General features: G+C 71.3%; 20 protein-coding genes. 12 read left to right on the top strand and 8 right to left on the bottom strand.

Going from position 1 to position 24,605, the window contains the following annotated elements; all coding sequences use genetic code 11:
• Positions 1-24: 24 nt before the first annotated feature.
• The 5 genes from BLS95_RS22930 to BLS95_RS22910 are packed head-to-tail and all read right to left on the bottom strand — an operon-like array spanning position 25 to position 9,019.
• Positions 25-3,480: a hypothetical protein gene (locus BLS95_RS22930; RefSeq protein WP_090934578.1), complete on the bottom strand. Its 3,456-nt coding sequence runs from the start codon at positions 3,478-3,480 to the stop codon at positions 25-27.
• Positions 3,477-4,289, bottom strand: coding sequence for a carbohydrate ABC transporter permease (locus BLS95_RS22925; RefSeq protein ID WP_245765217.1), 813 nt, complete (start codon positions 4,287-4,289; stop codon positions 3,477-3,479). Before BLS95_RS22925 ends, BLS95_RS22930 begins: the two co-directional genes overlap by 4 nt.
• Complete coding sequence (locus BLS95_RS22920; RefSeq protein WP_245765216.1) at positions 4,286-5,143, bottom strand: carbohydrate ABC transporter permease; 858 nt, start codon at positions 5,141-5,143, stop codon at positions 4,286-4,288. The genes BLS95_RS22925 and BLS95_RS22920 overlap by 4 nt, the downstream gene beginning before the upstream one ends.
• Before the next feature lie 47 nt (positions 5,144-5,190).
• Entirely contained in the window at positions 5,191-6,495 is a 1,305-nt protein-coding gene (locus BLS95_RS22915; protein ID WP_090934572.1) for an extracellular solute-binding protein, read from the bottom strand.
• Position 6,496: 1 nt separating this feature from the next.
• Positions 6,497-9,019: an alpha-L-rhamnosidase gene (locus BLS95_RS22910; protein ID WP_090934568.1), complete on the bottom strand. Its 2,523-nt coding sequence runs from the start codon at positions 9,017-9,019 to the stop codon at positions 6,497-6,499.
• 136 nt (positions 9,020-9,155) lie between these two features.
• On the opposite strand from BLS95_RS22910, the gene BLS95_RS22905 reads away from it, so the two are divergent.
• The 5 genes from BLS95_RS22905 to BLS95_RS22885 all read left to right on the top strand — a co-directional run bounded on the left by BLS95_RS22905 (position 9,156) and on the right by BLS95_RS22885 (position 15,002).
• On the top strand, positions 9,156-9,941 hold the full coding sequence (locus BLS95_RS22905; RefSeq protein ID WP_090934565.1) for a DeoR/GlpR family DNA-binding transcription regulator: 786 nt from the start codon (positions 9,156-9,158) through the stop codon (positions 9,939-9,941).
• Positions 9,942-10,034: 93 nt separating this feature from the next.
• Positions 10,035-11,603, top strand: coding sequence for an alkaline phosphatase D family protein (locus BLS95_RS22900; protein ID WP_090934562.1), 1,569 nt, complete (start codon positions 10,035-10,037; stop codon positions 11,601-11,603).
• Between the two features lie 12 nt (positions 11,604-11,615).
• Complete coding sequence (locus tag BLS95_RS22895) at positions 11,616-12,509, top strand: discoidin domain-containing protein (RefSeq protein WP_090934559.1); 894 nt, start codon at positions 11,616-11,618, stop codon at positions 12,507-12,509.
• Positions 12,510-12,525: 16 nt separating this feature from the next.
• Positions 12,526-13,989 (top strand): L-fucose/L-arabinose isomerase family protein, encoded by a 1,464-nt coding sequence (locus BLS95_RS22890; protein WP_090934557.1) that lies wholly within the window; start codon positions 12,526-12,528, stop codon positions 13,987-13,989.
• Complete coding sequence (locus BLS95_RS22885; protein ID WP_218135936.1) at positions 13,986-15,002, top strand: phage baseplate protein; 1,017 nt, start codon at positions 13,986-13,988, stop codon at positions 15,000-15,002. Before BLS95_RS22890 ends, BLS95_RS22885 begins: the two co-directional genes overlap by 4 nt.
• On the opposite strand, the gene BLS95_RS22880 is transcribed toward BLS95_RS22885, so the two are convergent.
• Positions 14,999-15,667, bottom strand: a complete 669-nt coding sequence (locus BLS95_RS22880) for a response regulator transcription factor (protein WP_090934554.1) — start codon at positions 15,665-15,667, stop codon at positions 14,999-15,001. The genes BLS95_RS22885 and BLS95_RS22880 overlap by 4 nt on opposite strands.
• Positions 15,655-16,707, bottom strand: coding sequence for a sensor histidine kinase (locus tag BLS95_RS22875; RefSeq protein WP_245765215.1), 1,053 nt, complete (start codon positions 16,705-16,707; stop codon positions 15,655-15,657). Before BLS95_RS22875 ends, BLS95_RS22880 begins: the two co-directional genes overlap by 13 nt.
• Positions 16,708-16,837: 130 nt before the next feature.
• Between BLS95_RS22875 and BLS95_RS22870 the strand changes: the two genes are divergently transcribed.
• Positions 16,838-17,731 carry an ABC transporter ATP-binding protein gene (locus BLS95_RS22870; protein ID WP_090935019.1) on the top strand — a complete coding sequence of 298 codons (894 nt, stop codon included), beginning with the start codon at positions 16,838-16,840 and terminating at the stop codon, positions 17,729-17,731.
• Positions 17,728-19,938: an alpha/beta fold hydrolase gene (locus BLS95_RS22865; RefSeq protein WP_090934552.1), complete on the top strand. Its 2,211-nt coding sequence runs from the start codon at positions 17,728-17,730 to the stop codon at positions 19,936-19,938. The genes BLS95_RS22870 and BLS95_RS22865 overlap by 4 nt, the downstream gene beginning before the upstream one ends.
• Before the next feature lie 7 nt (positions 19,939-19,945).
• Here the strand turns inward: BLS95_RS22865 and BLS95_RS22860 are convergent, their stop codons facing one another.
• Complete coding sequence (locus BLS95_RS22860; RefSeq protein WP_090934549.1) at positions 19,946-21,199, bottom strand: cation:proton antiporter; 1,254 nt, start codon at positions 21,197-21,199, stop codon at positions 19,946-19,948.
• Positions 21,200-21,482: 283 nt separating this feature from the next.
• Between BLS95_RS22860 and BLS95_RS22855 the strand changes: the two genes are divergently transcribed.
• The 5 genes from BLS95_RS22855 to BLS95_RS59090 all read left to right on the top strand — a co-directional run bounded on the left by BLS95_RS22855 (position 21,483) and on the right by BLS95_RS59090 (position 24,480).
• Positions 21,483-22,433: a HAMP domain-containing sensor histidine kinase gene (locus BLS95_RS22855; protein ID WP_245765214.1), complete on the top strand. Its 951-nt coding sequence runs from the start codon at positions 21,483-21,485 to the stop codon at positions 22,431-22,433.
• 2 nt (positions 22,434-22,435) lie between these two features.
• Positions 22,436-23,095, top strand: coding sequence for a response regulator (locus BLS95_RS22850; protein WP_090934546.1), 660 nt, complete (start codon positions 22,436-22,438; stop codon positions 23,093-23,095).
• A gap of 97 nt (positions 23,096-23,192) precedes the next feature.
• Positions 23,193-23,552 carry an ArsR/SmtB family transcription factor gene (locus BLS95_RS22845; RefSeq protein ID WP_090934543.1) on the top strand — a complete coding sequence of 120 codons (360 nt, stop codon included), beginning with the start codon at positions 23,193-23,195 and terminating at the stop codon, positions 23,550-23,552.
• The gene (locus BLS95_RS22840; RefSeq protein ID WP_090934540.1) at positions 23,549-24,022 is read left to right on the top strand and encodes an SRPBCC family protein; all 474 of its coding nucleotides are present in this window, start codon (positions 23,549-23,551) and stop codon (positions 24,020-24,022) included. Before BLS95_RS22845 ends, BLS95_RS22840 begins: the two co-directional genes overlap by 4 nt.
• Positions 24,019-24,480: a DUF6069 family protein gene (locus BLS95_RS59090; RefSeq protein ID WP_090934536.1), complete on the top strand. Its 462-nt coding sequence runs from the start codon at positions 24,019-24,021 to the stop codon at positions 24,478-24,480. Before BLS95_RS22840 ends, BLS95_RS59090 begins: the two co-directional genes overlap by 4 nt.
• Positions 24,481-24,605 lie beyond the last annotated feature (125 nt).

Here is a 24,605-nt window from a genome sequence, read left to right as displayed (position 1 = left end):
GACGCGGCGGGCGGGCACCGCGGTTCACGCGCTGTTCGCCGGAAGCCGGCGGGTGCGCAGGTGTACGGGGCCGAAGAGGCCGTGGGCGCGCTGGCCGGAGAAGACGAAGTGGGTGGGGCTGACCTCGTCGAGGTACGGCCCGAGCGTGCCGAGGATGAGAATCTCGACCGAGTTGTCGCCCTCGTCCAGTTGGACGTCGAAAACGTACGGCGAGCACACCCTGACGCCGCATGGCCGGCCGTTCACCGTCACCTCCGCCGTGCCCCTGACCCGGCCGAGGTCGAGCAGCCCCGGTCCGGTCGCCGCCCTGATGGTGGTGCGGTAACGGACGCCTCCGCTGTAGCCGGCCAGGCCGTGCTCCTCCCAGTCACCCAGCCGCATCCGGCCCGGACCGCAGACGAACCGTACCGGGCCGGTGAACGCCGCCCCGGCCTGGGCGCCAGGCGCCGTGTCCGCATGCAGCTCGGCAGTGCCGTGGCCCGGCCAGCGCACCTGGACGGGGCCCGGGGCGTCAACCTCGATGCCGGTCGTGCCGGGAGGCGGCTCCACGAGGAAGACCTCGGTACGCCGTCCGGCGCCCGGCACCGCGAAGGTGGCGGGCAACGCGGTCGGTTGGCCGTCGAGCCAGCCCGCCTCCGGTAGCGGGTGAGGGCGGGGGCGCAGATACAGGGCGGCGGGGTCGCCGTGCTGGCGGCGCCGCACCCTGGGCCGGGACGACCAGCCGGGGCCGGAGACGGCCAGCCCGTCCACCAGCACCCAGCCGTCGGCTTCGATCCGGATCGTGTTGTCGCCCGCGCGCAGCAGGTGTGAGACGTCGTAACGCCGCACCCGCGGGATGTCCGCCTCGGCGTAGGGGTCGAAGCCTCCCTGCCTGCCCGCTTCCACCCCGTTGACCAGCACTCGGCATGACCCGGTGGAGGCCACCTGTAGCACCTCGTGCGACTCCGCCGTGACGCGCACGGTGGTCTCCAGCGGCGTGCCACCGATCCACTCGGGGCGGGCGGCGTCGGCCGGGTCGGCCACCAAACAGACGTACGCCCGCAGGTCGAGCTCCTCGTCCGGCACCAGCAGCAGCTCCACCAGGTGTTCGCCGGGCGTGACGGGCGTCGGCGCGACGGCGGCGTAGCCGGTGTCGTCGACGGGCAGCTCCACGCCGTCGAGCCACAGGGTCTTCGCCGCCCCCGCCCCCACGGCGAGCCAGGCGGGCGGGCCGGGCAGCACGGTGAGCAGGGTTCGGAAGCGGGCTCCGGTGCCCGCCGGGACGCGGCCGAACGCCAGGAACTCCGTCGGCACGTGCCCCTTGGGACCGAGCGTGTCCCGGTGGACGGTGTCCTTGCGCAACCCCCGGGAGGCCGACCACACCGAGGGCGTCCAGGGGCCGTCGCCGACCCGCTGCTCCCCCCGGGGCCCGAAGGTCACGTGCACCGCCTCCCCGTCCGGCGTACGCATCGTCCAGCGTTCGACGCCCGCGCCGCCACCGAAGTCATGCCAGGTGTCGTCCAGGGTGGGGACGAGCTCGACGTCCCATTCGTCCCCCAGATCGAGCTCGGCGGGAAACCCGGGCCGTGGCGGCGGAGGCTCGGCCCGCGTGCCGTCGAACACCAGCAACGCGGCCGGCCCGTCGTCGAAGGGCACCACGACCTCCACGGTGTCCCCGTCGCGCGTGTGCGGCAGCGGTCGTGGCTCGCCATCGTCGAAGAGGCGGGCCAGCATCGGCGTGCCCCGGACGTTCCTGACGGTGATCCGCATGTCGCGGGCGTACCTGGCGGGATCGAAGTCGATGGCGGCGTCCAGCCAGCCGAGGTCCACGCCGCGCTCGTCGGGGCGTCCCACGCTGATCCTGCTGGCCATGGGGAAGGCGGCGGTCAGGAACACGAGGGTGCTCTCCCCGACCTCGCGCACCAGCGCGGGCACCGGCGCCTCGACCCGCCGGGGCAGCCCGGCCAGCGCCTCGCCCAGCTCGGCGGCGGTCGCCACGTGGCGGGCGTCGCCCGAGGCGAAGCGGGCGCGCAGGGACGGCGAGTCCGGGAACGCGCCGACGGCGACGAGCAGCCCGCCCGCGGCGGCGAACTCACCGAGCCGGGCGGCGACGTCCTCGTCGAGGGACGTGACAGCGGGCAGGATGACCGCGCGGTATGCCTCGGTGGACACCGTCAGCCGCCCGCCCGTGACGGTGGCGCGCCGGATCGAGTCGTCGTCGATCACGTCGGCGTCGAGGCCGAGCCGGTCGAGTTCGCCGGGCTTGGTGGCGAACCAGGCCATGTCGCCCACGATCTCGCGGTAGACCTCCTGGGCCCGGGTGGCCTGCGCGTTCACGGCCGTCAGGCCGGTCCCCGCCTGGGCGGTGGCGGTGGGCAGCAGGACGGCGACGTCGCAGGCGTGGCGGCCCTGGGACAGGGCGGCGCACAGCCGGGTGACCGCGTCGGCGAAGACCCGGTGGTGCCGCCAGTACGGCTGGCGCCAGTCGGTGGACGGCGGCGCCCACTCCCACCAGCCGCGCTTGGTCGTGTAGTAGACCGCGTGCGGGTTGTAGAGGGTGGCGCCGGCCCGCAGCCAGGGCAGCAACCAGTCGAACGTCTCCTCCAGGGTGCCGCCCCACCCGCTGGAGTGGAACGCCTCGATCCACGTCCTGGGCCGACCGTACAGGTGGGCGAGGGAGGCGTGCAGGCGGGCGTCACCGTGGTGGTCGGAGCCGGGCGCGCTGAACCAGCGGTGCGTGCCCGCGTAGTCGGCGTACAGTTGCACGCCCTCCACCGGGTGTCCCGCGCGGGCGGGGTCCTGCTGGTCGCAGCCGTTGAGCAGGCCGTGGCGCTCGTGCCAGCGCGCCAGAGGGCGGAAGAACGCCTGCTCGGCCAGCTCGGCGCGGGTGCGCTGGTACGCCTGCCAGTCGGGGTCCGCGATCGTGAACGCCTTGCCGCGGCGGGCCAGGTGCTCCTCGGCGAAGCGAGCCGACCAGGTGGGCAGGGTCGGCAGCTCGTCCTGGAACGACCCGGCGATGACCCGGCCGAACCAGTGCCCCACCCGCCGCTCGAACTCGCCGTGGACCCGGTCGAGCAGCTCCGCGCACGCCTCGGCCGACAGGTAGTCGAACCCGCGCAGCGACACGGAGCCGTCGGGGGCCAGCCACTGGCCGGCGAACTCCGGGCGCTCCACCACGAGCCGCGCCTGAAGGTCGGCGCCGGAGAAGCCGAGCTGGTCGTAGAACCACAGGTACGCGCCCAGGTCGTGGGCGTCGGCGCAGACCCCGTCGAGCAACTCCCACCACGCCTCCGACAGGAACGGCGGGTCGTCGGCGTCGGCGCCGAAGGTCGGTCCCGAGGGCGCGAGGTTGAGAATGACGAGGTTGCGCACTCCCCCGCTCACCAGGCGCTCCATCTGCCAGCGCAGCCGGTCCCTGCGCAGCGGCTCACCGCTCCACCACCAGATGGCCGCCGGGGAGAACTCCCGGGGCGGCTCTCGGAGCAGGTCGAAGACGTTCATCCCTTGAGTCCGCTCGAGAAGCCCTTGATGACGTAGCGCTGCAGCACCAGGAAGACCAGCACGATCGGCAGCGCGCCGAGCACCAGGCCCGCGAAGACCAGGCCGTGCTGGGAGACGTACTGGCCGACGTAGGCGAAGACGCTGACCGGGATCGTCTCGAAGCCGGAGCCGCCGAGGTAGATCAGCGGGGTGAAGAAGTCGTTCCAGATGAAGACGGCGTTGAGGATCAGCACGGTGCCGGTGATGGGCCGCAGCAGCGGGAAGACGACGCGGGTGAACGCCACCAGGTGGGAGGCGCCGTCGATCTGGGCGGCGCTGGCGTACTCGCGGGGCAGCGCCCGGATGAACCCGGTGTAGAGGAAGACGGTGAACGGGAGCTGGATGCCGGTGTAGAAAAGGATCAGTCCGGCGTGCGTGCCGATCAGCCCGAGTTCGGTCACCAGCTGGTAGAGCGGGATCATGCCGAGCTGGAACGGCAGGACGATGCCCAGCAGGAAGAGGATGTAGAGGCCGTAGCCGAGGCCGCTCTTCACGCGGGCCAGGAAGTAGGAGGCGAACGAGCCGAGAGTGATGAGCGCGACCAGGCTGACCACGGTGATCACCGTGCTGTTCATCAGGGACGGGCCGAGCGCGGCCGCCGACCAGGCACTGGCGAAGTTGTCGAGGGTGGGCGGATTCGGCAGGGCCAGTGGTGACTGGGAGATCTGCGGGGGGTCTTTCAACGACAACGAGATCAGGATGTAGACGGGGAACATGAACGCCACCGCCACCGCGATCATGACGATTTCCAGCAGGTAGGTCCTTCTCACGCGGTCACCTCACGACCGCGCAGGTAGTAGACCTGGACGAGGGAGACCGCGGCCACGAACAGGGCGAGCACCAGGGCGATCGCGGTGCTGTAGCCGAACTTGCCGAACACGAACGCCTGCTTGTAGAGCACCGTGGACAACGTCTCCGTGGCGTAGCCGGGGCCGCCGTTGGTGGCGGCGAAGACCTGGTCGAAGAGCTTGAGCCCGCCGATCGTGGACAACATCAGGTTGATCGTCACGGCGGGGGCGAGCAGCGGCCAGGTGACATAGCGGAAACGCTGCCAGGTGCCCGCGCCGTCGATCATGGCGGCCTCGTACAGCTCCTTGGGCACGCCCTCCAGCCCGGCCAGGAAGATGACCATGGAGTATCCGGCGTACTGCCACACGACCATGCCGGCGATCGACCACAGCGCCACCGACGGGTCTCCCAGCCAGTCCACCTCCAGGCCGAGCAGGCCGTTCAGCCCGGCGGACGGGTCGGGGTTGAAGAGGTACTTCCACAGGAACGCCACCATGACCGGGCTGACCACGACAGGCGCGAAGAAGATGACGCGCAGCAGCCCCCTGCTCTTCAGCTTCGCGTTCACCCCGAGCGCCAGCAGCAGCCCGACGCCGTTCTGGACGGCCACGACGGCCACGGTGAGCAGGATCGTGTTGCCGATCGAGCCCATGGCCTGCTCGTCACCCAGCAGGGTGCCGAAGTTGGCCAGGCCGACGAAGGACCTGTCCTCGCCGATCCCGCTCCAGTCGGTGAACGCGTAGACCATGCCGCTGACGGCGGGATAGAGCACCACCAGCGCGTACACCACGAGAGCGGGCGCGGCGAACAGCCAGGACGGGGTGTCCGCGCTCACGCGCCGCCCCGTGGCTCGCGCCCGGCTCCGGAAAGCAGTCAGGACGGTCACTTCTTGTAGGCCTCGTCCATCTTCTTCAGCGCGTCGTCGATCGTGGCATCGCCCGCGAGCAGCTCCTGGATCACCGCGAAGTGCACCGGCTGGACCTCGGCGTTGGGCCAGCGCTGGTCCATGAACGGCACCGCCCGGTCCTTGGTGAACGGCAGGAACGACTGGACGGCGGCGTCGATGGTGGAGGATGCGTCCTGGGTGAGCGGGATGGCGGCGATGGCCTTGGCCCAGGCGTTGATGTTCTCCTGCTTGCCGAGGAAGTCGACGAACGCCTTGGCCTCCTCGACGTTCTTGCCCTTGGCGCCGGCGCCGAGGCCGACCACGACGCCAGCGGGGATCCACACGGAGGCGGCGTCGTCGGCGCCGGGCACGGGGAACATCGACAGGTCGTCCGGCGAGGAGGCGGCCTTGCGGAAGTCCGGCAGAACGGCCGACACCTGGATGGCCATGCCGGCCTTTCCGGTGGCCACCATCGACGTCTGCTGCTCGAAGGTGGTGCCGTTGGGCTTGTCGTTGAAGAAGCCGCGCTTCTGCAGCTCCAGGTACATCTCCATGGCCTGGCGCCAGCCGGAGTCGGCGAAGCTCGCCTGCCCGGCGAGCTGCTTGTCGTCGAAGGTGGGGTCCTTGGCGTAGACGGTCGAGGGCACCAGCGCGTACGTGATGAGCTGGGTGACCCACGGCGTCTGGGCGCCCAGCGCGATCGGCACCAGCCCCGCCTTCTTGAGCTTGTCGCAGACCGCGAGAAACTCGCTCCACGTGGTCGGCGGCGCCTCGATGCCCGCCTTCTCGAAGGCCTTCTTGTTGTAGACCGCGCCGATGACCGACGAGCCCGCCGAGTACATGTACGTCTTGCCTCCGGCCTGGAAGGCGGGCTTGAAGCCCTCGGGGATCGTCCGCGTCCACGCCTGGCCGGATAGGTCCGCCAGCAGCCCGGCCCCGGCGATCTCGGACATCGACATCGCGCTGCCGCTTCCCGGGAAGACCACGTGCAGGTCGGGGGCGTTTCCGGCGCCGAGCTGGGTGCGGATGGAGGTCTGCACCTGGTCGGTGGGGGCGTAGGAGGTCGTGAGCCGTACCGTCGGCCTGACCTTCTGGTAGGCGGCCACCAGCTCGTCCATCGGCGCCTTCTGGTCGGCCACGCCGATGAACTTCAGCTCGGTCGTGGACTGGCCGCCGCCGGTCGAGGCGGTGGTCTCGGGCCGGGTCGAACAGGCGGTGACGAACCCGGCCGCGGCCAGGCCGCCCATCATGCGCAGGAACTGGCCGCGGCTCACCCTGGCGTTGTGCAGCAGGTCGGGCATGCTATGTCTCCTCGGTCGTGCGGAAGGTGTGATCGCCCGAGAGCACCTGATGGGTCTGTCCGTCGGGCAGGTGGACGGTGGCGGTCGCGCCGGGTGGAATGGTGACGGAGAGCCGGAAGTCGCCTTCGGCTCGCTCCCACGACACGGCGACGTGGCCGCGTGCCGACTCGTAGGTGGCCCGCGCCCAGGCCAGGTCGCCCGGCTGCGGACGGATCACCAGCTCGCGGAAGGCCACCGAGTCCGGTGCCTGCGCGATGCCGGCCACGCCGCCGTACAGCCATTCGCCTATGGAGCCGAAGGCGTAGTGGTTGAAGGAGTTCATGGAGGGCGCGCCCGCTCCGTCCCAGCGCTCCCAGATGGTGGTGGCGCCCTGCCGCACCTGGTAGAGCCAGGACGGCGGGTCGGTACGGCGGAGCAGCGCGTGCGCCAGGTCGGCCCGGCCGTGGGCGGACAGGACGGGGCAGAGCAGGTTCACCCCGAGAAACCCGGTCTGCGGGCCGTGCTCCTCGACCAGTTCGGCCAGGCGGCGGACGGCGGGCTCCTCCCATTCGCCGGGCAGCAGGCCGAAGGCGAGAGCGAGCAGGTAGCCGGTCTGGGTGTCTCCCGCCAGTCTGCCCGGCGCCGATACGAACGTTTTAATGAACGCTGTGCGGATATCGTCGGCGAGCGCGCGCAGGCGCTCCGCGTCGGCGGTGCGGCCGGTCACCACGGCGGCCCTGGCGGTCAGGTCGGCGCTGCGGTGGAAGAAGGCCGTGGCCAGCAGATCGCGCGGGGTCGCCGCGCCGGGTGCCAGCCAGTCGGCGAAGTGCGGGCCGGTCTTGGCACGCCAGATGAGGTCCGGATTGTGCCTTCGCACGAACTCCACCCATCCGGCCATGGAGTCGACGTCGAGGAAGCGTTCGTCGCCGTAGACGCGGTAGAGGTGCCAGGGGATCAGTACGCCGGCATCCGCCCAGCCGGGAGCGCCCTCGTCGGCCACGCCGCTGATCCGGGGCGCGACGTTGGGAAATCCGCCCTCCGGGCGCTGCGCGTCGCGCACGTCGCGCAGCCACTTGACGAAGAACGCGGCCACGTCGGCGTTGAAGCACGCCGTCGGCAGGAACACCTGGGCGTCGGCCAGCCAGCCGAGGCGCTCGTCACGCTGCGGGCAGTCGGTCGGGACGCTGACGAAGTTGCCCCGCTGCCCCCATTCGATGTTGCGCTGGAGCTGGTCGATCTCCGGGTCCGAGCACACGAACGTGCCCGCCGCGGGCGTGTCGCTGTGCAGGACCACGGCGTGGACGTCGCCGAGGTCCTCGACACCGGTGATCTCGGCGTACCGGAACCCGTGATAGGTGAAGGCGGGCTCGAACACGACGGTCTGCCCGGCGCTGATGAGCACGTCGGTGGCGTCGGCCGTGCGCAGGTTGGCGACGTCGAGCCCGCCCTCCGCGTCGAGCGTCTCGGCGTGCCGGATGGTCACGCGCGTCCCCGGCGCCGGCTCCTCGACGGCCAGGCGTACCCGCCCCGCCAGGTTCTGGCCGAAGTCCACCAGATGGGTCCGGGGGCCGGTGCGCGTCACCGCGACGGGGGCCAGCTCGCGGAGCGCCCTGACCGGCTCGTCCGGCGAGGGGACCAGCGGCGCGTGGTCATGGCCGGTCACGACGACCGGCCGCCATGAGGAGTCGTCGAAGCCCGGCAGCTGCCAACCCGGGGTGGCCGCGCGCTCGTCGTGGCACTCCCCTTTGAGCAGGTCGGCGTAGGCCAGATGGCCACGCGCGGTGCGCCAGGCGCCGTCGGTGACCACGACCTGCGTCGATCCGTCCGCGTAGTCCAGGTGCAGCTCGGCGATAAGCTCGGGGAAACGGCCGTAGTGGGAGCCGGGCCTGCGCGGGTCGAATCCGACGAACCCGCTCCACCAGCCGTCCGCGAGCGTGACGGCCAGGACGTTCTCCTCCTCGGCGATGAGGTCCGTCACGTCGTACGTCTGGTACGGGATGCGCTGCCGGTAGTCGGTCCAGCCGGGCGCGAGCTGGGCGTCGCCCACCCGCCGCCCGTTGAGGCCGGCCTCGTAGAGTCCCTTCGCGCTGATGTACAGCCGGGCCGCGGCCACCGCCGGGCGGACCTGGAAGGCCCGGCGAAGCTGGGGGCAGGGCAGCAGGCCATGGTCGCTCAGCGCCAGGTCGCCCTCGGTGGGCGGGTCGACGTATTCGACCGCGTCGGGGTCGGCGGCGATCCAGGCGGCCGTCCACCGATCGGTGCCGGTCTCGAACCAGGAGCGGGCCGTGCTCGACGTGCCGTCCGCGGCCCAGAGCGTGACCCGCCACGCGTACCTGGTGCGGGCGCGCAGCGGTGGTCCCGCGTATCTGACGTGGATCGCGGCGGCGTCCTCGATGCGGCCGCTCGACCACACGCCGTCCACCTCGACGACGCATCCCACCGGATCCTCGCCGGCGAGGCGCCATGCCAGCAGCGGCGCCCCGTCCACACCGAAAGGTGTCGTGCGGTGATCGCAGCGCAGGCCGTACGCTCGGGGGGAACCCACGGCCCCACCTCCATGCAATGGTTGTTAACTTATCATTTCCACTTGTTAAAACTGATGGATGGGGGGAGGGTACGAGTCGCCCAAGATGAGTGTCAAGAGTAATATCCGCAGCCGTCCGAGCAGGGTGGAGACTCAGGTGAATTCGCGGCCGCACATCTCCGGCAGGTCAGCGCGACGGCAGGGCATGGCGGAGCAGATCGTGCGTCAGGGCTCCGCCTCCGTGACCGAACTCGCCGAGAGCTTCGGCGTGAGCGTGATGACCGTCCATCGCGACCTCGACGAGCTGGAACGCCAGGGCATGGTGCGCAAGGTCCGCGGCGGCGCCACGGCCCAGGCCAGCAACGTGTGGGAGAGCAACATCGCCTACCGGCTCAAGGCCCACTCGGCGGAGAAGGACGCGATCGCGCGCGCGGTGACGAAGCTCATCGAGCCGGGCAGCTCGGTCATGCTCGACGACTCGACGACGGCGCTGGCCGTGGCCCGCCAGCTCGGCGACCTGGCGCCGCTGACCGTGGTGACGAACTTCCTGGAGGCGATCAGGCTGCTGGCCGGCCACCCCGAGATCAGGCTCATCGCGCTCGGCGGTGAATATCACGCCACTCATGATTCTTTTCTCGGCCTCGGCTGTGTGGACGCGGTCGAGGCGGTGAGCACGGACGTGGTCGTGGTCTCCACCTCGGCCATCTCCGAGATGTACGCCTTCCACCAGGAGCAGGAGATCGTGCTGGTGAAGCGGGCCATGCTGGAGGCGGGCGCCCGGCGCATCCTGGCCGTGGACGGGTCCAAGCTGGCCCGGGTGGCGCTGCACCGGGTGGCGCCGCTCGACGACTTCGACGTCATCGTGGTCGACGCCAACGCCCCCGCCGAGCTGCTCCAGCGGCTCCGCGACCACCACGCTCACGTTCAGGTGGCGCAGATGTAACGCAAATCGGTGTTAGTTGTAACTTGTATCTTGTTAAGACTCTTCCTGCTTGCTACAAAGTGAGGGCTTTCGCCCCCCACTTTAGGACGCAGCATGCACCCCCCCACGCGACGTTCCCTCTTCGCGCTCGGCGGCTCCGCACTCGCCCTCGCGTTCACCACCAACCTGGCCGACCCGTGGACCGCGCACGCCGGCGTGAAGGGCGACTACCCGTTCCGGCTCGGCGTCGCCTCCGGCGATCCGCTGCCCGACCGGGTGATCCTCTGGACCCGGCTGGCGGTCGATCCGCTCCAGCCGCTCGGCGGGCTGCCGTACAACAAGATCAGGGTCGACTGGGAGATCGCGAAGGACGAGGCGTTCACGCGGCGCGCCGGGCACGGCTCCGTGTGGGCCAACCCCGAGTACGGCCATTCCGTCCACATCGACGCCAAGGGCCTGGAGGCGGGCCGCGAGTACTTCTACCGCTTCCGCGCCGGCGGCGAGATCAGCCCGGTCGGCCGTACCAAGACCGCCCCCTCCCCCCGCAGCAGGCCCGACACGTTGCGACTCGCCTTCGCCTCGTGCGCGTCGTGGCAGGACGGCTACTACACCGCCTACCGCCACCTCGCCGAGGAGGAGCCCGACGTGGTCTTACACCTCGGGGACTACATCTACGAGTACGGCATCGTGCCGACGGGCGGAAACCGGAAGACACCCGTGCCCGAGCAGTTCCGGGTGCAGTGCGACACCCTCGACCGCTACCGCGTCCAGTACGGCCTCTACAAGAGCGACCCCGACCTGCAGGCCGCGCACCAGCGGGCACCGTGGATCGTCACCTGGGACGACCACGAGGTGCTGGACAACTGGGCGGGCCCGTACGGCCCCGGCGGCGAGGTGACCGAGCAGGACTACCTGGTGATCCGGGCCAACGCCTTCCGTGCCTACTGGGAGAACATGCCCATCAGGGTGCCCGCGGTGCAGGGCCCGGACGCCCGGATCTACCGCAGGTTCACCTTCGGCGACCTGGCCGAGTTCAACGTGCTCGACACCCGCCAGTACCGCGACGACCAGGTCTGCGGCGACGGGCAGCAGGTGGACTGCGCCGAGCGCCTCGACCCCGCCCGTCAGATGCTCGGCGCCCCGCAGGAGAAGTGGCTGCTCGACGGCCTGGGCGCCTCCCGCGCCAGGTGGAACGTGCTCGCCCAGCAGATCGCCATGATCCAGCTCGACTACGACCCGGGCCCCGCCCAGCAGCTCAGCATGGACCTCTGGGACGGTTACAAGGCCGCCAAGGACCGCCTGATCAACGGCATGGTCGAGCGCCGGGTGAGCAACCCCGTGGTGCTGACCGGCGACATCCACTACAACCTCGCGGGCGAGCTCAAGACGAACTTCGACGACCCCGCCTCGCCCACGGTCGGCGTGGAGTTCGTCGGCACGTCCATCAGCAGCGGCGGCAACGGCAACCCGAACACCGGCCTACCGCCCGGCGGCAGCGATCCGGCCAACCCGCACCTGAGGTTCTCCAGCTATCAGCGCGGCTATGTCTCCTGCGAGGTCACCCGCAGCCAGTGGCGAGCCGACTTCAAGGTCGTCCCCTACGTGGACCGCCCGGGCGCCCCGGTGTCCACCAGGGCCAGCCTCCTCACCCTCGACGGCGACCCCGGACTCCACGCGGTCTAGGAAGGAACGATCATGCGTCACCTCACCACCGCGCTGGCCGTCGGCGTCACCGTCACGCTCACCGCCGCCGCCTGGGACCCCACCCCCGTATCGCCGCCGGCAGCGTCGGTCAAGGTCCAGCCGGGCGCCTCGAAGGGGACCGGCGCCCTCACCCCGATCGCGAGCGCCGACCGTCTCATCGCCCCCCTCGGCGTGGACCCCGCGTGCCCCGCCAAGCTCCTGATCGGCATGCGCAGCGACGCGAAGAAGGCCCGGTTCGCCACCATGTCGGTGGAGATCGACCAGCCGCTCAGCGCCTCCCGCTCGATGTTGTCCAGCTACCTGCCGCCCGGCGCCGAGGTCCGCGCGAAACTGCTGGTCGCGGTGCCGCCGGACACCAAGGAAGGCGAGTACGGCCTGCGCCTGCGCGCCCCGGCGCAGACGTTGTCCGTGCCGGTCGAGGTCGTGCCCGTGGACCGGCTCGACAACGGCGGCAACCTCGCGCTCCAGCGTCCCGTCACCGCCTCCTCCCAGCATCTCAACGCCAACTACCCGCCCTGCAGCGTCGCCGACGGCGACCGCTCGTCCAACGGCTGGGCCGGCGGCAACGGCTGGAACGACGCCACCAGCAGGGCCTGGCCGGACACCGTGGCCATCGCGCTGGGCGGTGCCAGGCAGATCTCGCGGGTGGACCTCTACACGCTCGACACCGAGCGCTATCCCGCCTCGACGTACGGGCTGCGTGACTGGGACGTTCAGGCCCAGGTGGACGGCCAGTGGCGGACCGTCGCGCAAGTGCGCGGCAACACCGCGGGCAGCGCCCGCTCGGACTTCGAGCCCGTGAGCGCCGACGCGGTCCGCATCGTCGCCCTGGCCTCGAACGGCGCCAACGACTACACCCGCATCATCGAAGTCGAAGTCCGCTGACCGAAGGGAGACCCGCATGAGCTCATTGACCCGCATCACACCGCGCCGCACCAGGGTAGGACTGGTCGCCGGAGGGCTCGGGGCGTACTGGCCGCAGTTCCCCGACCTCCTCCCCCAGCTCCAGCGCTCGGCCGCACGCGTCTCGGAGCGGATGCGGGATCTGGACGCGGAGATCGTCGACGTCGGTTTCATCTCCGATGCCCAGGAGGGCGCGGCCGCGGCCGAGAAACTGCGGGTCGCCGGCTGCGACCTCATCGTCGGCTTCCTCACCACGTACATGACCGCCAGCATGCTGGCGCCGATCGCGCAGCGCGCCGGCGCGCCCGTCCTGCTGATCAACCTGCAGCCGACCGAGTCGATGGATCACGCCACCTTCGACACCGGCCAGTGGCTGGCCTACTGCGGGGCCTGCCCGCTGCCCGAGATGGCCAACACGTTCACCCGCCTCGGCATCCCGTTCCGCTCGGTCTCCGGCTACCTGGAGGACGAGCGGGCGTGGGACAGGATCGGCCGGTGGGTGCGGTCGGCGGGCGTGCGCGCCGCGCTCCGCCATGGGCGGCACGGCCTGATGGGCCATCTCTACCCTGGCATGCTGGACGTGGCCACGGACCTCACCCTGGTGTCGGCCAACTTCGGCGGGCATGTCGAGGTGCTGGAGTTCGACGACCTGCGGGTGCGCGTGGAGAAGGTCACCGACGACGAGACCGCGGCGCGGATCGAGCTCGCCAGGGGCGTGTTCGAGCTCGACGGCTCCGTCAACGACGACGACCTGGTGTGGGCGGCCCGCGTGTCGGTCGGCCTGGACCGCCTGGTCGAGGACTTCGAGCTCGACAGCCTCGCCTACTATCACCGTGGGCTGGACGGCGAGATCCACGAGCGGCTGGGCGCGGGCATGATCCTCGGCGCGTCACTGCTCACCGCCCGCGGCGTCCCGGCCGCCGGCGAGTACGAACTGCGCACCAGCCTGGCCATGCTCATCATGGACCGCCTCGGCGCGGGCGGCTCGTTCACCGAGTTGCAGGCGCTGGACTTCCGGCGCGGCCACGTCGAGATGGGCCATGACGGCCCGGCCCACCTGGCCATCAGCGCCCGCCGGCCGCTGCTGCGCGGCCTGGGCGTCTACCACGGCAAGCGCGGCTGGGGCGTGTCCGTCGAGTTCGACGTGAAGCCGGGCCCGGTGACCGCGTTCGGACTGCGGCAGGACCGGGACGGCGGGTTCGGGTTCGTCGTCTCGGAGGGCGCGGTCGCCGACGGCCCGCTGCTGCAGATCGGCAACACCACCTCACGGGTGGACTTCGGCTGCGACCCCGGCGAGTGGACCGACGCCTGGAGCGCCAGCGGCATCTCACATCACTGGGCCCTCGGCACCGGGCACCGCCTGGCCGACCTCCGCGCCACGGCCGACCTCCTGGGCGCGCGGCTGACGCACGTACAGCCGGAACCCTCACGTTCCTTCGACACCACGGGAGACACTCCATGAGCGACATCCCTCAAGGCACGCGTCGTCACGCCCTCGGCAGGCGCGGGCTGTTCAGGAGCGGCGCGGGCATCGTGGCCGCGGCCGCTCTTGGATCCGCCGGCCCGCTCCTCGGCGCCGGGCCGGCGGAGGCGGACGTGCCGACCTCCGACCGTTTCGACCTCAGCGGCGCGGGAGGCAACCCGGTCTGGAAGGCGTCGCTGCACGCCAACTGGGTGATGCAGTCCTTCGCGTACGACAACGCGCATCAGCACATCTACTTCGCTCAGGTGAACTCCCAGAACTCCGACCCCGACCACGTCGGCGACCTGTGGATCACCAAGACCGACACGTCGGGCAGGCAGCTGGGCTCCATGGCGCTGCACAACTTCGGGCACGGGGTGTCGATCGCGGCCGAGCCGTACAACGGGTCGGTCTATCTGTGGACGGAGTGGATGTCGAGCTCCAGCGGGTTCGGCACCAGAATCGGGCGGTTCGCGTTCCAGGACGGAGCCGTGCTGGAGAAGACCAGTGCGGCCGTCCAGGACCGCACGCCCTCCATCGGCGACGCCATGATCAACCCGCAGCCCGCGATCGACCCCACGACCGGCCGGTTGCTGGTGCGCTACAAGACAGGCACGGACCAGCCGCGCATCGTCGCGTTCAACCTGAGCGACGCCCGCGCGGGGCGGCTCAACGCCGAGCACCGCCTGGCCGAGCGGGCCCTGCCGTCCCGCGGGTCCTGGGGCACCAGCAATCCGTTCCAGGGTTTCACCGCCTACGGGCGCTACGCGTACCTGCTGGAGGGCAGGGCCAACGGCCCGTCGTACATCACGGTCATCGACCTCAACGACACCGGGCAGACGACCGTGGTCGACAGGTGGGAGACCACGGCCGGCAACTCGCTGCCCGGCCGCGAGCCGCAGGGCATGGCCATCTGGACGCACTCCAGCGGTCCCCGGCTGGCCTTCGGGTTCCACTCCAACACCGGCGGTGTGCGCCAGGCCAGCGTCTTCTACAAGAGCCAGTTCGTCTAGGACGGATCCGGAGAGGCGGGGCCCGCCTGGAGGTAGGCGAGGACGGCCATGACGCGGCGGTTGTGGTCGTCGGAGGGCGGGAGGCCGAGCTTGGCGAAGATGTTGTTGGTGTGCTTGCCGATCGCCTTGTCCGTGACCCCGAAGCGGGCCGCTATCGCCAGGTTGGACAGGCCCTCCGCCATCAGGGCGAGGACCTCGCGCTCCCTGGTGGTCAGCTCCGCCAGGGGTTCGTCCCTCGACCGGCGGGTCAGGAGCTGGGAGATCACCTCCGCGTCCATGGCGGTGCCGCCGCCGGCGACCCGGCGCACCGACTCGACGAACTCCGCCACATCGCCGATGCGGTCCTTCAGGAGGTATCCGATGCCGCCCGACCGGTCCGACAGGAGCTCGCGGGCATAGAGCTGCTCGACGTACTGCGACAGGATCAGCACCGGGAGCCCCGGCCGGCGGCGCCGGGCCTCCAGGGCGGTGCGCAGGCCCTCATCGGTGAAGGTGGGCGGGAGCCGTACGTCGATGACGGCCACGTCGGGGGCCTGCTCCACCAGAGCCGCCAGGAGCATGGGCCCGTTGTCCACCGCCTCGACAACCTCGAAGCCGTGCGCCGACAGCAGCCGGATCAGGCCATCGCGAAGCAGGGTGAGATCCTCGGCGATCACAACGCGCACGGCAGCTCCATGGTGAGGATGGTCGGACCGCCCGGCGGGCTCCGCACGGTCAGCGTGCCGTCGAAGGCGGACAGGCGTTCCGCGATCCCGCGCAGGCCGGTGCCCGCCGCCGGATCCGCCCCGCCGTGCCCGTCGTCGCCGACGACCAGGCGGAGGCCGTCGCCGGTGTGGCGCAGCCGTACCCATGCACGGGTGGCCTGGCTGTGCTTGGTGACGTTGGTCATGGCCTCGACGGCGGCGAAGTAGAGCGCGGACTCGACCGGCGGCTCGGGGCGGCCGGCCAGGACGAGGTCCGTGGCGACCGGGATGGGGCAGAGCAGGGCGGCCGCTTCGATCGCGCCCGCCAGGCCGCGGTCGGCGAGCACGGGCGGGTGGATGCCGCGCACCAGATCGCGCAGGTCGGTGAGGGCCTGTCCGGCCGACTCCCATGCCTCCTCGATCAGCTCGCGGGCCTGCTCAGGGTCGTCGGCGCTCCTGGCCAGGCCGAGGTTCAGCCGTACCGCGATCAGCCTGGCCTGGGCGCCGTCGTGCAGGTCGCGCTCGATCCGGCGCAGTTCGGCCGCCCGCGCGTCGACGGCGGCGGCCCTGGAGGCGGTCAGCTCCCGCACCCGCTGGGCCAGCGAGTCACCACTGCCGAGGAGCAGTTCGGCGAGCCGGGCCTCGGCCAGTCCCATGAGCGCGGCGACGACCAGGCCGAGTGCCGAAAGGAGGAGCAGCGCCAGGCTGAGCGTGAAGGTCACGCTCGGGCCGTTCACGGCGGGCCGCAGGTGGACGATGATGCCCACGGTGTTCACCACGGCGGTCATCGCCATCAGGAAGGCCGGGCCGACGACGGCGTTGATCGCCAGCCAGGCCAGCACCCGCGGGCCGTTCTCACGCGCGGGGATGGCCCGGCCCAGCGCCGCTCCCGCCCACGCTCGCTGCAACGAGACGATGCCCGCGCGGATGCGCGGCGCCCAGGCGAGGACCAGGGCCACAGCCATGACAGCGTTCAGCGGCACCCCGGCCGCCGCGATCAACCCCCTCTTGACTCTGCCCACCCCACCAGTCTGGCCTCTGATCACCCGCGGCACGGTAGGCCCAGCCCTACCTTCGACGGTGGAAAATCCCCCCTCACGTGCTGGGCCTGGGCGGATGGAGGACGCGAGCGCACGCGGCGAGGCTGGACCCGTGATCGAAGTCAACGACCTCACCGTCAGGTACGGCGACGCCACCGCGGTGGACGAGCTCACCTTCGTCGCGAAAGCGGGCCAGGTGACCGGTTTCCTCGGACCCAACGGCGCCGGGAAGTCCACCACGATGCGGGCCGTCCTCGGCCTGGAAGCCCCGCACGCCGGCACCGCCCTGGTCGCCGGGCGGCCCTACGCCTCGCTCAGACGCCCACTGCTGACGCTCGGGGCGCTGCTGGACGCCGGAGCCGTACACGGGGGCCGCACCGCACGGGCGCACGTGGCGTGCGTGGCGCGCAGCAACGGCATCGGCCTGGCCCGAGTGGAGGAGGTGATCGACCGGGTGGGGCTGACGTCCGTGGCACACAGGCGGATCGCGAGGTTCTCGCTGGGCATGAAGCAGCGGCTCGGGATCGCGGTAGCGCTGCTGGGCGACCCGGAGGCGCTGATGTTCGACGAACCGGTCAACGGACTGGACCCGGAGGGCGTGCGGTGGATCCGCGAGCTGATGCGCGCGCTGGCCGCGGAGGGTCGGGCGGTGCTCGTCTCCAGCCACCTGATGGCCGAGATGGCCGTGACCGCCGACCACGTCGTGGTGGTGGGGCGCGGTCGGTTGATCGCCGACACGGCCATGGCGGACCTCGCCGAGCGGTATCGGCGCGACGTGCTCGTCCACGCCGCCGACCCGGCGGCGCTGGCGATGGTCCTGCAGGCCAACGGGGGCGTGGTCCGGGCGGAGGACGGGCTGGCGGTGACCGGGCTCGAAGCCAGGCGCATCGGCGAACTGGCCTTGGCCCACGGCATCGCGCTGTACGAGCTCACCCCGCGCGAGGCCTCCCTGGAGGAGGCGTTCATGGAGCTGACCGACGACAGCAGGGAGTACGTGGCACGATGAAGGACGCGATCGCGGCGGAGTGGCTGAAGTTCAGAACGCTCCGCTCCAACCTCTACCTGCTGATCTCCGCGCTGATCGCGGTGGGCCTCAGCGCGGGCGTGGCCTTCCTGGTCACGCGCGGTTTCGACGCCCAGCAGGGCGCGGACCTGCGGCGTTTCGACAGCCTGGGCGACGGGCTGGGCACCGGCCTGCCCTTCGCCCACCTCGTGATGGGCGCGCTCGGAGCGCTCTCCATCACCACCGAATACGGCACGGGCCACATCAACACGAGCCTGACGGCCGTCCCGGCCCGCCGTACCTTCCTCCTCGCGAAGATCCCGGTCCTGGTGGCCGTGAGCCTGGTCGCGGGGCAGGTGCTGGTCTTCGGCATGTACGCCGCCACCATGGCGGTCCTCGGCACCAGAGCGGACACGGTGCTGCTGGACGGGGAGACGCTCGGCGCCTCCCTGTCCGAGCCGGGCGTCCTGGCGGGGCTGCTGATCACCGGCGCCTCGATGCCGCTGGTCGCGCTCATGGGGCTGGGACTCGGCACGGCGATCCGTTCCACGGCGGGCACGCTGGTCGCGCTGATGGTCGTGCTGCTGATCCTGCCCGTCGCCGCGCAGACCCTGCCGCGCCCGCTCGGCTACCAGATCGGCGCGCACCTCATCGGGGCGCTACCCGGCCAGATGGCCGCCGACGGCCTGCTCGGCCCGATCGCCGCGGGCGCACTGCTGGCCGCCTACACCGTGGCCGCCCTGGCCGCCGCGGCGGCCGCCATCGCGCTGCGCGGACACCGCCTCCGGCCGCTGCTCGCCGGTTCGGCCGCGACCATCCTCCTGGTGGCCGCCGCGCCCGTGTCCGCCGCCGCCACTCCCGACTCCACATTGACGTGGAAGCCCTGCGACAACATGTTGTGCAGCCAGATCCGCGTCCCCGTCGACTGGGCCGAACCGCGGGGCCGCACGATCACGCTCCCCCTCGCGATGCTGCCCCACACCGGCAGGCGCCACCGCATCGGCGTGCTGTTCTCCATCCCCGGCGGCCCAGGCGGGTCCGGGGTGCAGGACCTGGAGCGGCACGCGGGCAGCTTCGCCCAGATCCGGGACCGCTTCGACGTCGTCAGCCTCCTGCCGCGCAACGGCATCGAGCTGGGCATCCTCGACCAGGACTGTCTCGGCACCGGCCCGTGGATCACCCCGCCGGACGACGAACGCGAGTGGGCCGCCCTGGCCCGCTCGAACCGGGCGGCCGCCGAGCGCTGTCGCGCCGCCGACCCCGAGCTGTTCGGTCACCTCGACTCCGCCTCGTTCGCGCGCGACATCGACGCGATCCGTTCGGCGATGGGCGAGCGGCAGTTCACCTTCATGGCCACCTCCTACGGCGGCGTTCCCGGGCTCGCCTATGCCAGGCTCTTCCCCAGCCGGATACGAGCGATGTACCTGGACGGGGCCGTCAACACGCTCCGGGACAGGAGCGAGGACGATCGAGCGCGATACGCCCTCATGGAAGCGCAGTTCACCCGTTTCTCCGAGTGGTGCGCGAACGACTCCGCCTGCGCGTTGCATGGACGCGACGTCGGGACGGTGTGGAACGAACTCCGCTCCGCAGCCGACCGCTCCCCCGTACCGGCCGAGAAGGGGGTCGCCTACAGCGGCTTCGACCTCACCGTGGCCGCCATGCCCCACCTCGTCGCGCCCGGTGACGACAACGCCCGGTGGAAGGAACTGGCCCAGGCGATCAGACGGGCCGAAAAGGGGGACGCCACCGGCTTCTCCGACTACGTCAAGGCGGGAACGCTGGGCAGCCCGAAGCCACCCTCGATCGTCGGGATGAACATGACCCATTGCCTCGACGGAATCGGCTATCGCGACTACGCGGAGTACCGCCGCCTGCGAGCCCTGGGCGACCGGATCGCACCGCACCTGTCCGGTAACGAGCTGTGGCACCCGCTGGGCTGCGTGGGCTGGCCGGAACCGGTACGCACTCCCACCGCTCCCCTCCCCGTGGACCAACTGCCGCCGTTCGTCGGCGCGGGAACGTGGACCGACTACGCGGACACCGCCGACCTCGCCCTCCGGGTGCCGGGATCGGGCACGATCCGCTTCGAGGGCCATGGGCACGGGCTCTACCACACGGGTGACCCGTGCACGATCGCGTACGCCAACCGGTACTTCACCGACCTCCGCGTCCCGCCCGGGAACACCGTCTGCCGCGAGGGCGCCTGAAGGTGGTTCACGAGCGGCTCGGCTTCGTGGGTTCGGGGGTCGCGGTGTCGGCTTCGCCGGGGTCCCGGACCGCCCTCCGTTCGCGGCGAACCAGGTTCCGTACGGCCACCAGGGCGGCGGCGAGCCGATCTGAGCGCCCGGCCATGACGGGGCCCAGGACCGCCAGCACGAGGACGTAGCCCGCGATGAACGGGGCCAGCCGGCCGTCGAGCCCCGCGCCGGCGGCCATGGCGGCCAGGATGAGGGCGAACTCGCCGCGGGCCAGCAGCGTGGTGGCGATGTCGGCGGCGGGTCGCGGCCCGTACCCGTACAGGCGGGCGGCGATCAGTCCGGCGGCCACGTTCATCACAAGGGTGAGCGCGACGGCAACGGCCAGCGGCGCGGCCACGGAGGCGAGGTCGGCGGGGTCGATGGCCAGGCCGAAGGCGAAGAAGAAGACAGCGGCGAAGGCGTCCCGCAGCGGGTGCACCAGCCGGCGGATGCGGGGGGCGGACGGGGTGCCCGCGAAGATCAGGCCGACCATGAAGGCGCCGATGGCGTCCGCGACGCCCAGCGCCTCCGAGACACCGGCGACCAGGACCGCGGCGCCCAGGAAGCTGATCACCAGCAGCTCGTTGTCGCGTACCGCGATCAGGCGGCCGACCAGGCGGGTGCCGTAGCGGGCGACGGCGGCCAGCAGCAGCAGGAAGGCGAACGCCTTGGCTGCCTGCAGGGCGGCGTCGGTCAGGTTCTCGGCGCCGCCGATGACAGGCTGGAGCACCGCCAGGTACATCGCGAGGAACAGGTCCTCGACCACGATGACCCCGAGGATCAGTCGCGTCTCGGGGCGGCCGATCCGGCCCAGGTCAATAAGGATCTTGGTGACGATCGCGGACGAGGAGATGCCCAGCACCCCGGCCAGGACCAGCGCCTCCCGTACGCCCCACCCGAGGGCGAACCCGAACCCCAGGCCCGCGCCGATGTTGAGCACGAGATAGATGCCGCCGGCGGCGACCAGCCGGCGGCCGCCGTTTCTGACATCGTCCAGATGGAATTCCAGGCCCAGGTAGAACAGCAGGAGCACCAGCCCGAGAGCGGACAGCATCTCCAGCTGGTGCGGGTCGTCGACCAGGACCAGGCCGGGGGTGTGCGGGCCGAGCAGGATGCCGGCGAGCATGAACAGCGGGATGGTCGGCAGCCCGATCCGGCGGCCGAGCCGGGCCAGGAAGGCGGCCGCGAGAAACGCGCCGCCCATAGCGAGCAGGGTGTCGGCATGACCCACGGGTCACCACCTTCCAGAACGTCAGCGGTGGGGCCCGGCTACGGCCGGACGCCCGGCCCGCCGGCGCGCCGGTTGCGGCCGTCGGCAGCCGGGCCGTCTCCCAGCCTTCCGGCCCCGCGACGCTCCCGCCATCCGCACCGACCCCCATTTGCCCTGGTGAACGACTTGTAGATTCTGGGCAGGAATGGGTGCTGACACGGATGGACGCGGACCCGTTCGCACCCGGAAGGTGGCATTGGCTCCCGGGCCATCGGGGATCGAGGCAGCGAGAAGGAGGCGGTGTGTGGTGTCGTTGTTCTGGCGGGTCTTCCTGCTGAACGCCGTCGTCCTGGTCGTGGCCACCGCGCTGCTGCTGGGCCCGGTCACCGTTTCCACCCCCGTGCTGCTGACCGAGGCGGCAGTCCTGGTGGGCGGGCTGGCGGCCATGCTGATCGCCAACGCCGCGCTGCTCCGCATGGCACTGGCTCCCCTGCAGCGGCTCACCCGGGCGATGGCCACCATCGACCTGCTGCGCCCCGGGCAACGCCCCGCCGCCGAGGGGCGTGGCGAGATCGTCGACCTGATCGCCACCTTCAACACCATGCTCGACCGCCTGGAGAGCGAGCGCGCCACCAGCGCCGCGCGGGCCCTGTCCGCACAGGAGGCCGAACGCCACCGCATCGCCCAGGAGCTGCACGACGAGATCGGCCAGACCCTGACCGCCGTCCTGCTCGACCTGAAGCACGTCGCGGACCAGGCGCCGCCCGCCCTTCGGGACGAGTTGCACCAGACCCAGGAGACCACTCGGACCAGCCTGGAGGAGATCCGCCGGATCGCCCGCCGCCTGCGCCCCGGCGTCCTCGATGAGCTCGGCCTCGTCAGCGCGCTCAAAGCCCTCACCTCGGAGTTCCGCACCCCGAAGCTGTCCGTACGCCACCGGCTGGCCGCCGACCTGCCGTCCCTGGGCCACGATCGGGAGCTCGTCGTCTACCGGGTCGCGCAGGAAGCCGTCACCAACGCGGCCCGGCACGCCGGGGCCAGGCACGTCGATCTCAGTCTCCGGCGCACTCCGGGCGGGGTGGAGCTGCGCGTCCGCGACGACGGGCGCGGCCTCGGCCAGGCCGCCGAAGGGGCCGGCATCCGCGGCATGCGCGAACGCGCCCTGCTCATCGGCGCCGGCCTGGCCCTCGAACGCGGACCCGACGGCGGCACCGAGGTACGCCTGACCGTGCCCACCGACACCGGAAGGCGCTGACCGTGTCCGAGGTGACGACCATCCGCATCCTGCTGGCCGACGACCACGCCCTGGTCCGCCGCGGCGTACGGCTCATCCTCGACAGCGAGCCCGACCTGACGGTGGTCGCCGAGGCCGGCGACGGCGCGCAGGCCATCGAGCTGGCCCGCGCCCACCGGCCGGACCTGGCGATCCTCGACATCGCCATGCCCCGCCTGACCGGCCTGCAGGCCGCCCGTGAGCTCTCCCGCATCCAGCCGGACCTGCGCATTCTCATGCTGACCATGTACGACAACGAGCAGTACTTCTTCGAGGCTCTCAGCGCCGGCGCCTGCGGCTACGTTCTCAAGTCGGTCGCCGACCGCGACCTGATCGAGGCCTGCCGGGCCGCCATGCGCGACGAGCCCTTCCTGTACCCCGGCGCGGTCACCGCCCTCATCCGCAACTACCTCGACCGCGCCAAGGAAGGCGGCGCCCTCCCGGCCAAGGCCATCACCGGCCGGGAGGAGGAGATCCTCAAGCTCGTCGCCGAGGGCCACACCTCGCAGCAGATCGCCGAGCTGCTGTTCATCAGCGTCAAGACCGTCGAGCGGCACCGGGCCAACCTGCTACAGAAACTCGGCCTCAAGGATCGGTTGGAGCTCACCCGCTACGCCATCCGCGTCGGACTGATCGAGCCATAGCCCGGCCGGTACGTCATCGGCCACGCACCAGACCCGCCCCGGTACTCGTCGGCGACGAACATTGCACCGATCGGTTCAGTGTCCTAAAGTGAACCACATGGTTCAGCAAGAGGTCCTCGATCGCACGTTCGCCGCCCTCGCGGACGGGACCCGGCGGCAGATACTCATCCGGCTCGGCCAGGGACCCGCCACGATCGGCGAGCTGGCCGAGCCTTTCGGCATGTCGCTCACCGGCATGAAGAAGCACGTGCACATCCTCGAGAACGCCGGCCTGGTCACGACGGAAAAGGTCGGCCGATCGCGGCAGTGCCGGCTGGGAGCCGAGCGCCTGGAGGACGTCATGTCGTGGATCACCTTCTACCAGCGCCTGTGGGCGCGCCGGCTCGACGGCCTCGACGCCTACTTCACCCTCAAGAACGCCCCGGATACGGACACCGACAAGGACGCCGAGAGATGACGCCGAACGACACCGAGAGCATCCAGCTACGCACGACCCGCATACTGCCCGCCACCCCCGAGGAGGTCTTCGACGCCTACACCGACGCCGAGAAGCAGAAGATCTGGTTCAGCATCCTCGACGAGGAGCCCGGCATCGTCGAGATCGAGGTCGACCTGCGCGTCGGAGGCCGGCAGACCACGGTCTGGGGACCGGACCCCGACCACCTGTTCCGCGAGACGCAGACCTTCCTGGAGATCGACCGCCCGCACCGCCTGCTCACCGAGTCCACCGGCAGCTCTCCCGACGGCACGACCATGACCACCACCATCGAGGTCACCTTCGACAAGCACGAGGGCGGCACCCTGCTCACGGTCGTGCAGAGCGGCTTCCCGGCGCCCGAGGTGCGCGACTTCTTCGTCAAGGAGGTCTGGTCGGGAGCGCTCGACCGGATCGAGGCGTACCTGCGCCGCGCGGGGCAGCCCTCATGACCCAAGGTGCCGCCCCGGGCGCGCCCGCGTCACGCGCTCGCGGCCGGGCCGCGGTCATCGTCGCCGCCACCGTGATGGTCGCGCTGGTCCTCAACCTCGCCATCTACGCGGTGGGGCGCGCCCTCGGCGGTGACTTCCGTTTCACCGCCCAGGGCCGGCCCGCGGAGGTCGACGCGACCACCCTCGGCGGCTTCACCGTCGTGCCACTGCTCGTCGGGATGACCCTGGCGGCGCTGCTGTCGCGCATCTGGCGCCCGGTCATTCTGGTGGCGATGGTCGTGGCCCCGGCACTCGCCCTCGTGACCATACCGATCATGACCATCCCCGCCGACCTCGACGAGGCCAGCACCATCACGCTCGCGCTGTGCCACGTCGCCCTGGTCCCCGTGACCCTCGCCGGCCTCCTGGCACTACGCGCCCTCCACCGGGAGTCCGCGCTCACCCCGGCACCGGAGTAGGGACAGGGGTCCGGCGGCCCCCGTCCGGAGGTCATTCCGGACGGGGGGCCGCCGCGCAGTGCGGTCATCGTCGTGGGCCTCGCCGGATCCGGTCAGCGGACTGAGGCGGCTGCGTCCCATCCTTC

Origin of the sequence: Nonomuraea jiangxiensis, assembly GCF_900099965.1 — a bacterium.
Taxonomy (GTDB): domain Bacteria; phylum Actinomycetota; class Actinomycetes; order Streptosporangiales; family Streptosporangiaceae; genus Nonomuraea; species Nonomuraea jiangxiensis.
Note: the sequence above shows the minus strand (reverse complement) of the source record. Positions and strands in the feature narration are given on the sequence as shown.

Bases quoted from the DNA above. Each gene is read 5' to 3' on its own strand.
- BLS95_RS22840 (WP_090934540.1), top strand. From the start codon at position 23,549: ATGACGCCGAACGACACCGAGAGCATCCAGCTACGCACGACCCGCATA.
- BLS95_RS22895 (WP_090934559.1), top strand. From the start codon at position 11,616: ATGCGTCACCTCACCACCGCGCTGGCCGTCGGCGTCACCGTCACGCTC.
- BLS95_RS22930 (WP_090934578.1), bottom strand. From the start codon at position 3,480: ATGAACGTCTTCGACCTGCTCCGAGAGCCGCCCCGGGAGTTCTCCCCG.
- BLS95_RS22890 (WP_090934557.1), top strand. From the start codon at position 12,526: ATGAGCTCATTGACCCGCATCACACCGCGCCGCACCAGGGTAGGACTG.
- BLS95_RS22885 (WP_218135936.1), top strand. From the start codon at position 13,986: ATGAGCGACATCCCTCAAGGCACGCGTCGTCACGCCCTCGGCAGGCGC.
- BLS95_RS22845 (WP_090934543.1), top strand. From the start codon at position 23,193: ATGGTTCAGCAAGAGGTCCTCGATCGCACGTTCGCCGCCCTCGCGGAC.
- BLS95_RS22865 (WP_090934552.1), top strand. From the start codon at position 17,728: ATGAAGGACGCGATCGCGGCGGAGTGGCTGAAGTTCAGAACGCTCCGC.
- BLS95_RS22915 (WP_090934572.1), bottom strand. From the start codon at position 6,495: ATGCCCGACCTGCTGCACAACGCCAGGGTGAGCCGCGGCCAGTTCCTG.
- BLS95_RS22900 (WP_090934562.1), top strand. From the start codon at position 10,035: ATGCACCCCCCCACGCGACGTTCCCTCTTCGCGCTCGGCGGCTCCGCA.
- BLS95_RS59090 (WP_090934536.1), top strand. From the start codon at position 24,019: ATGACCCAAGGTGCCGCCCCGGGCGCGCCCGCGTCACGCGCTCGCGGC.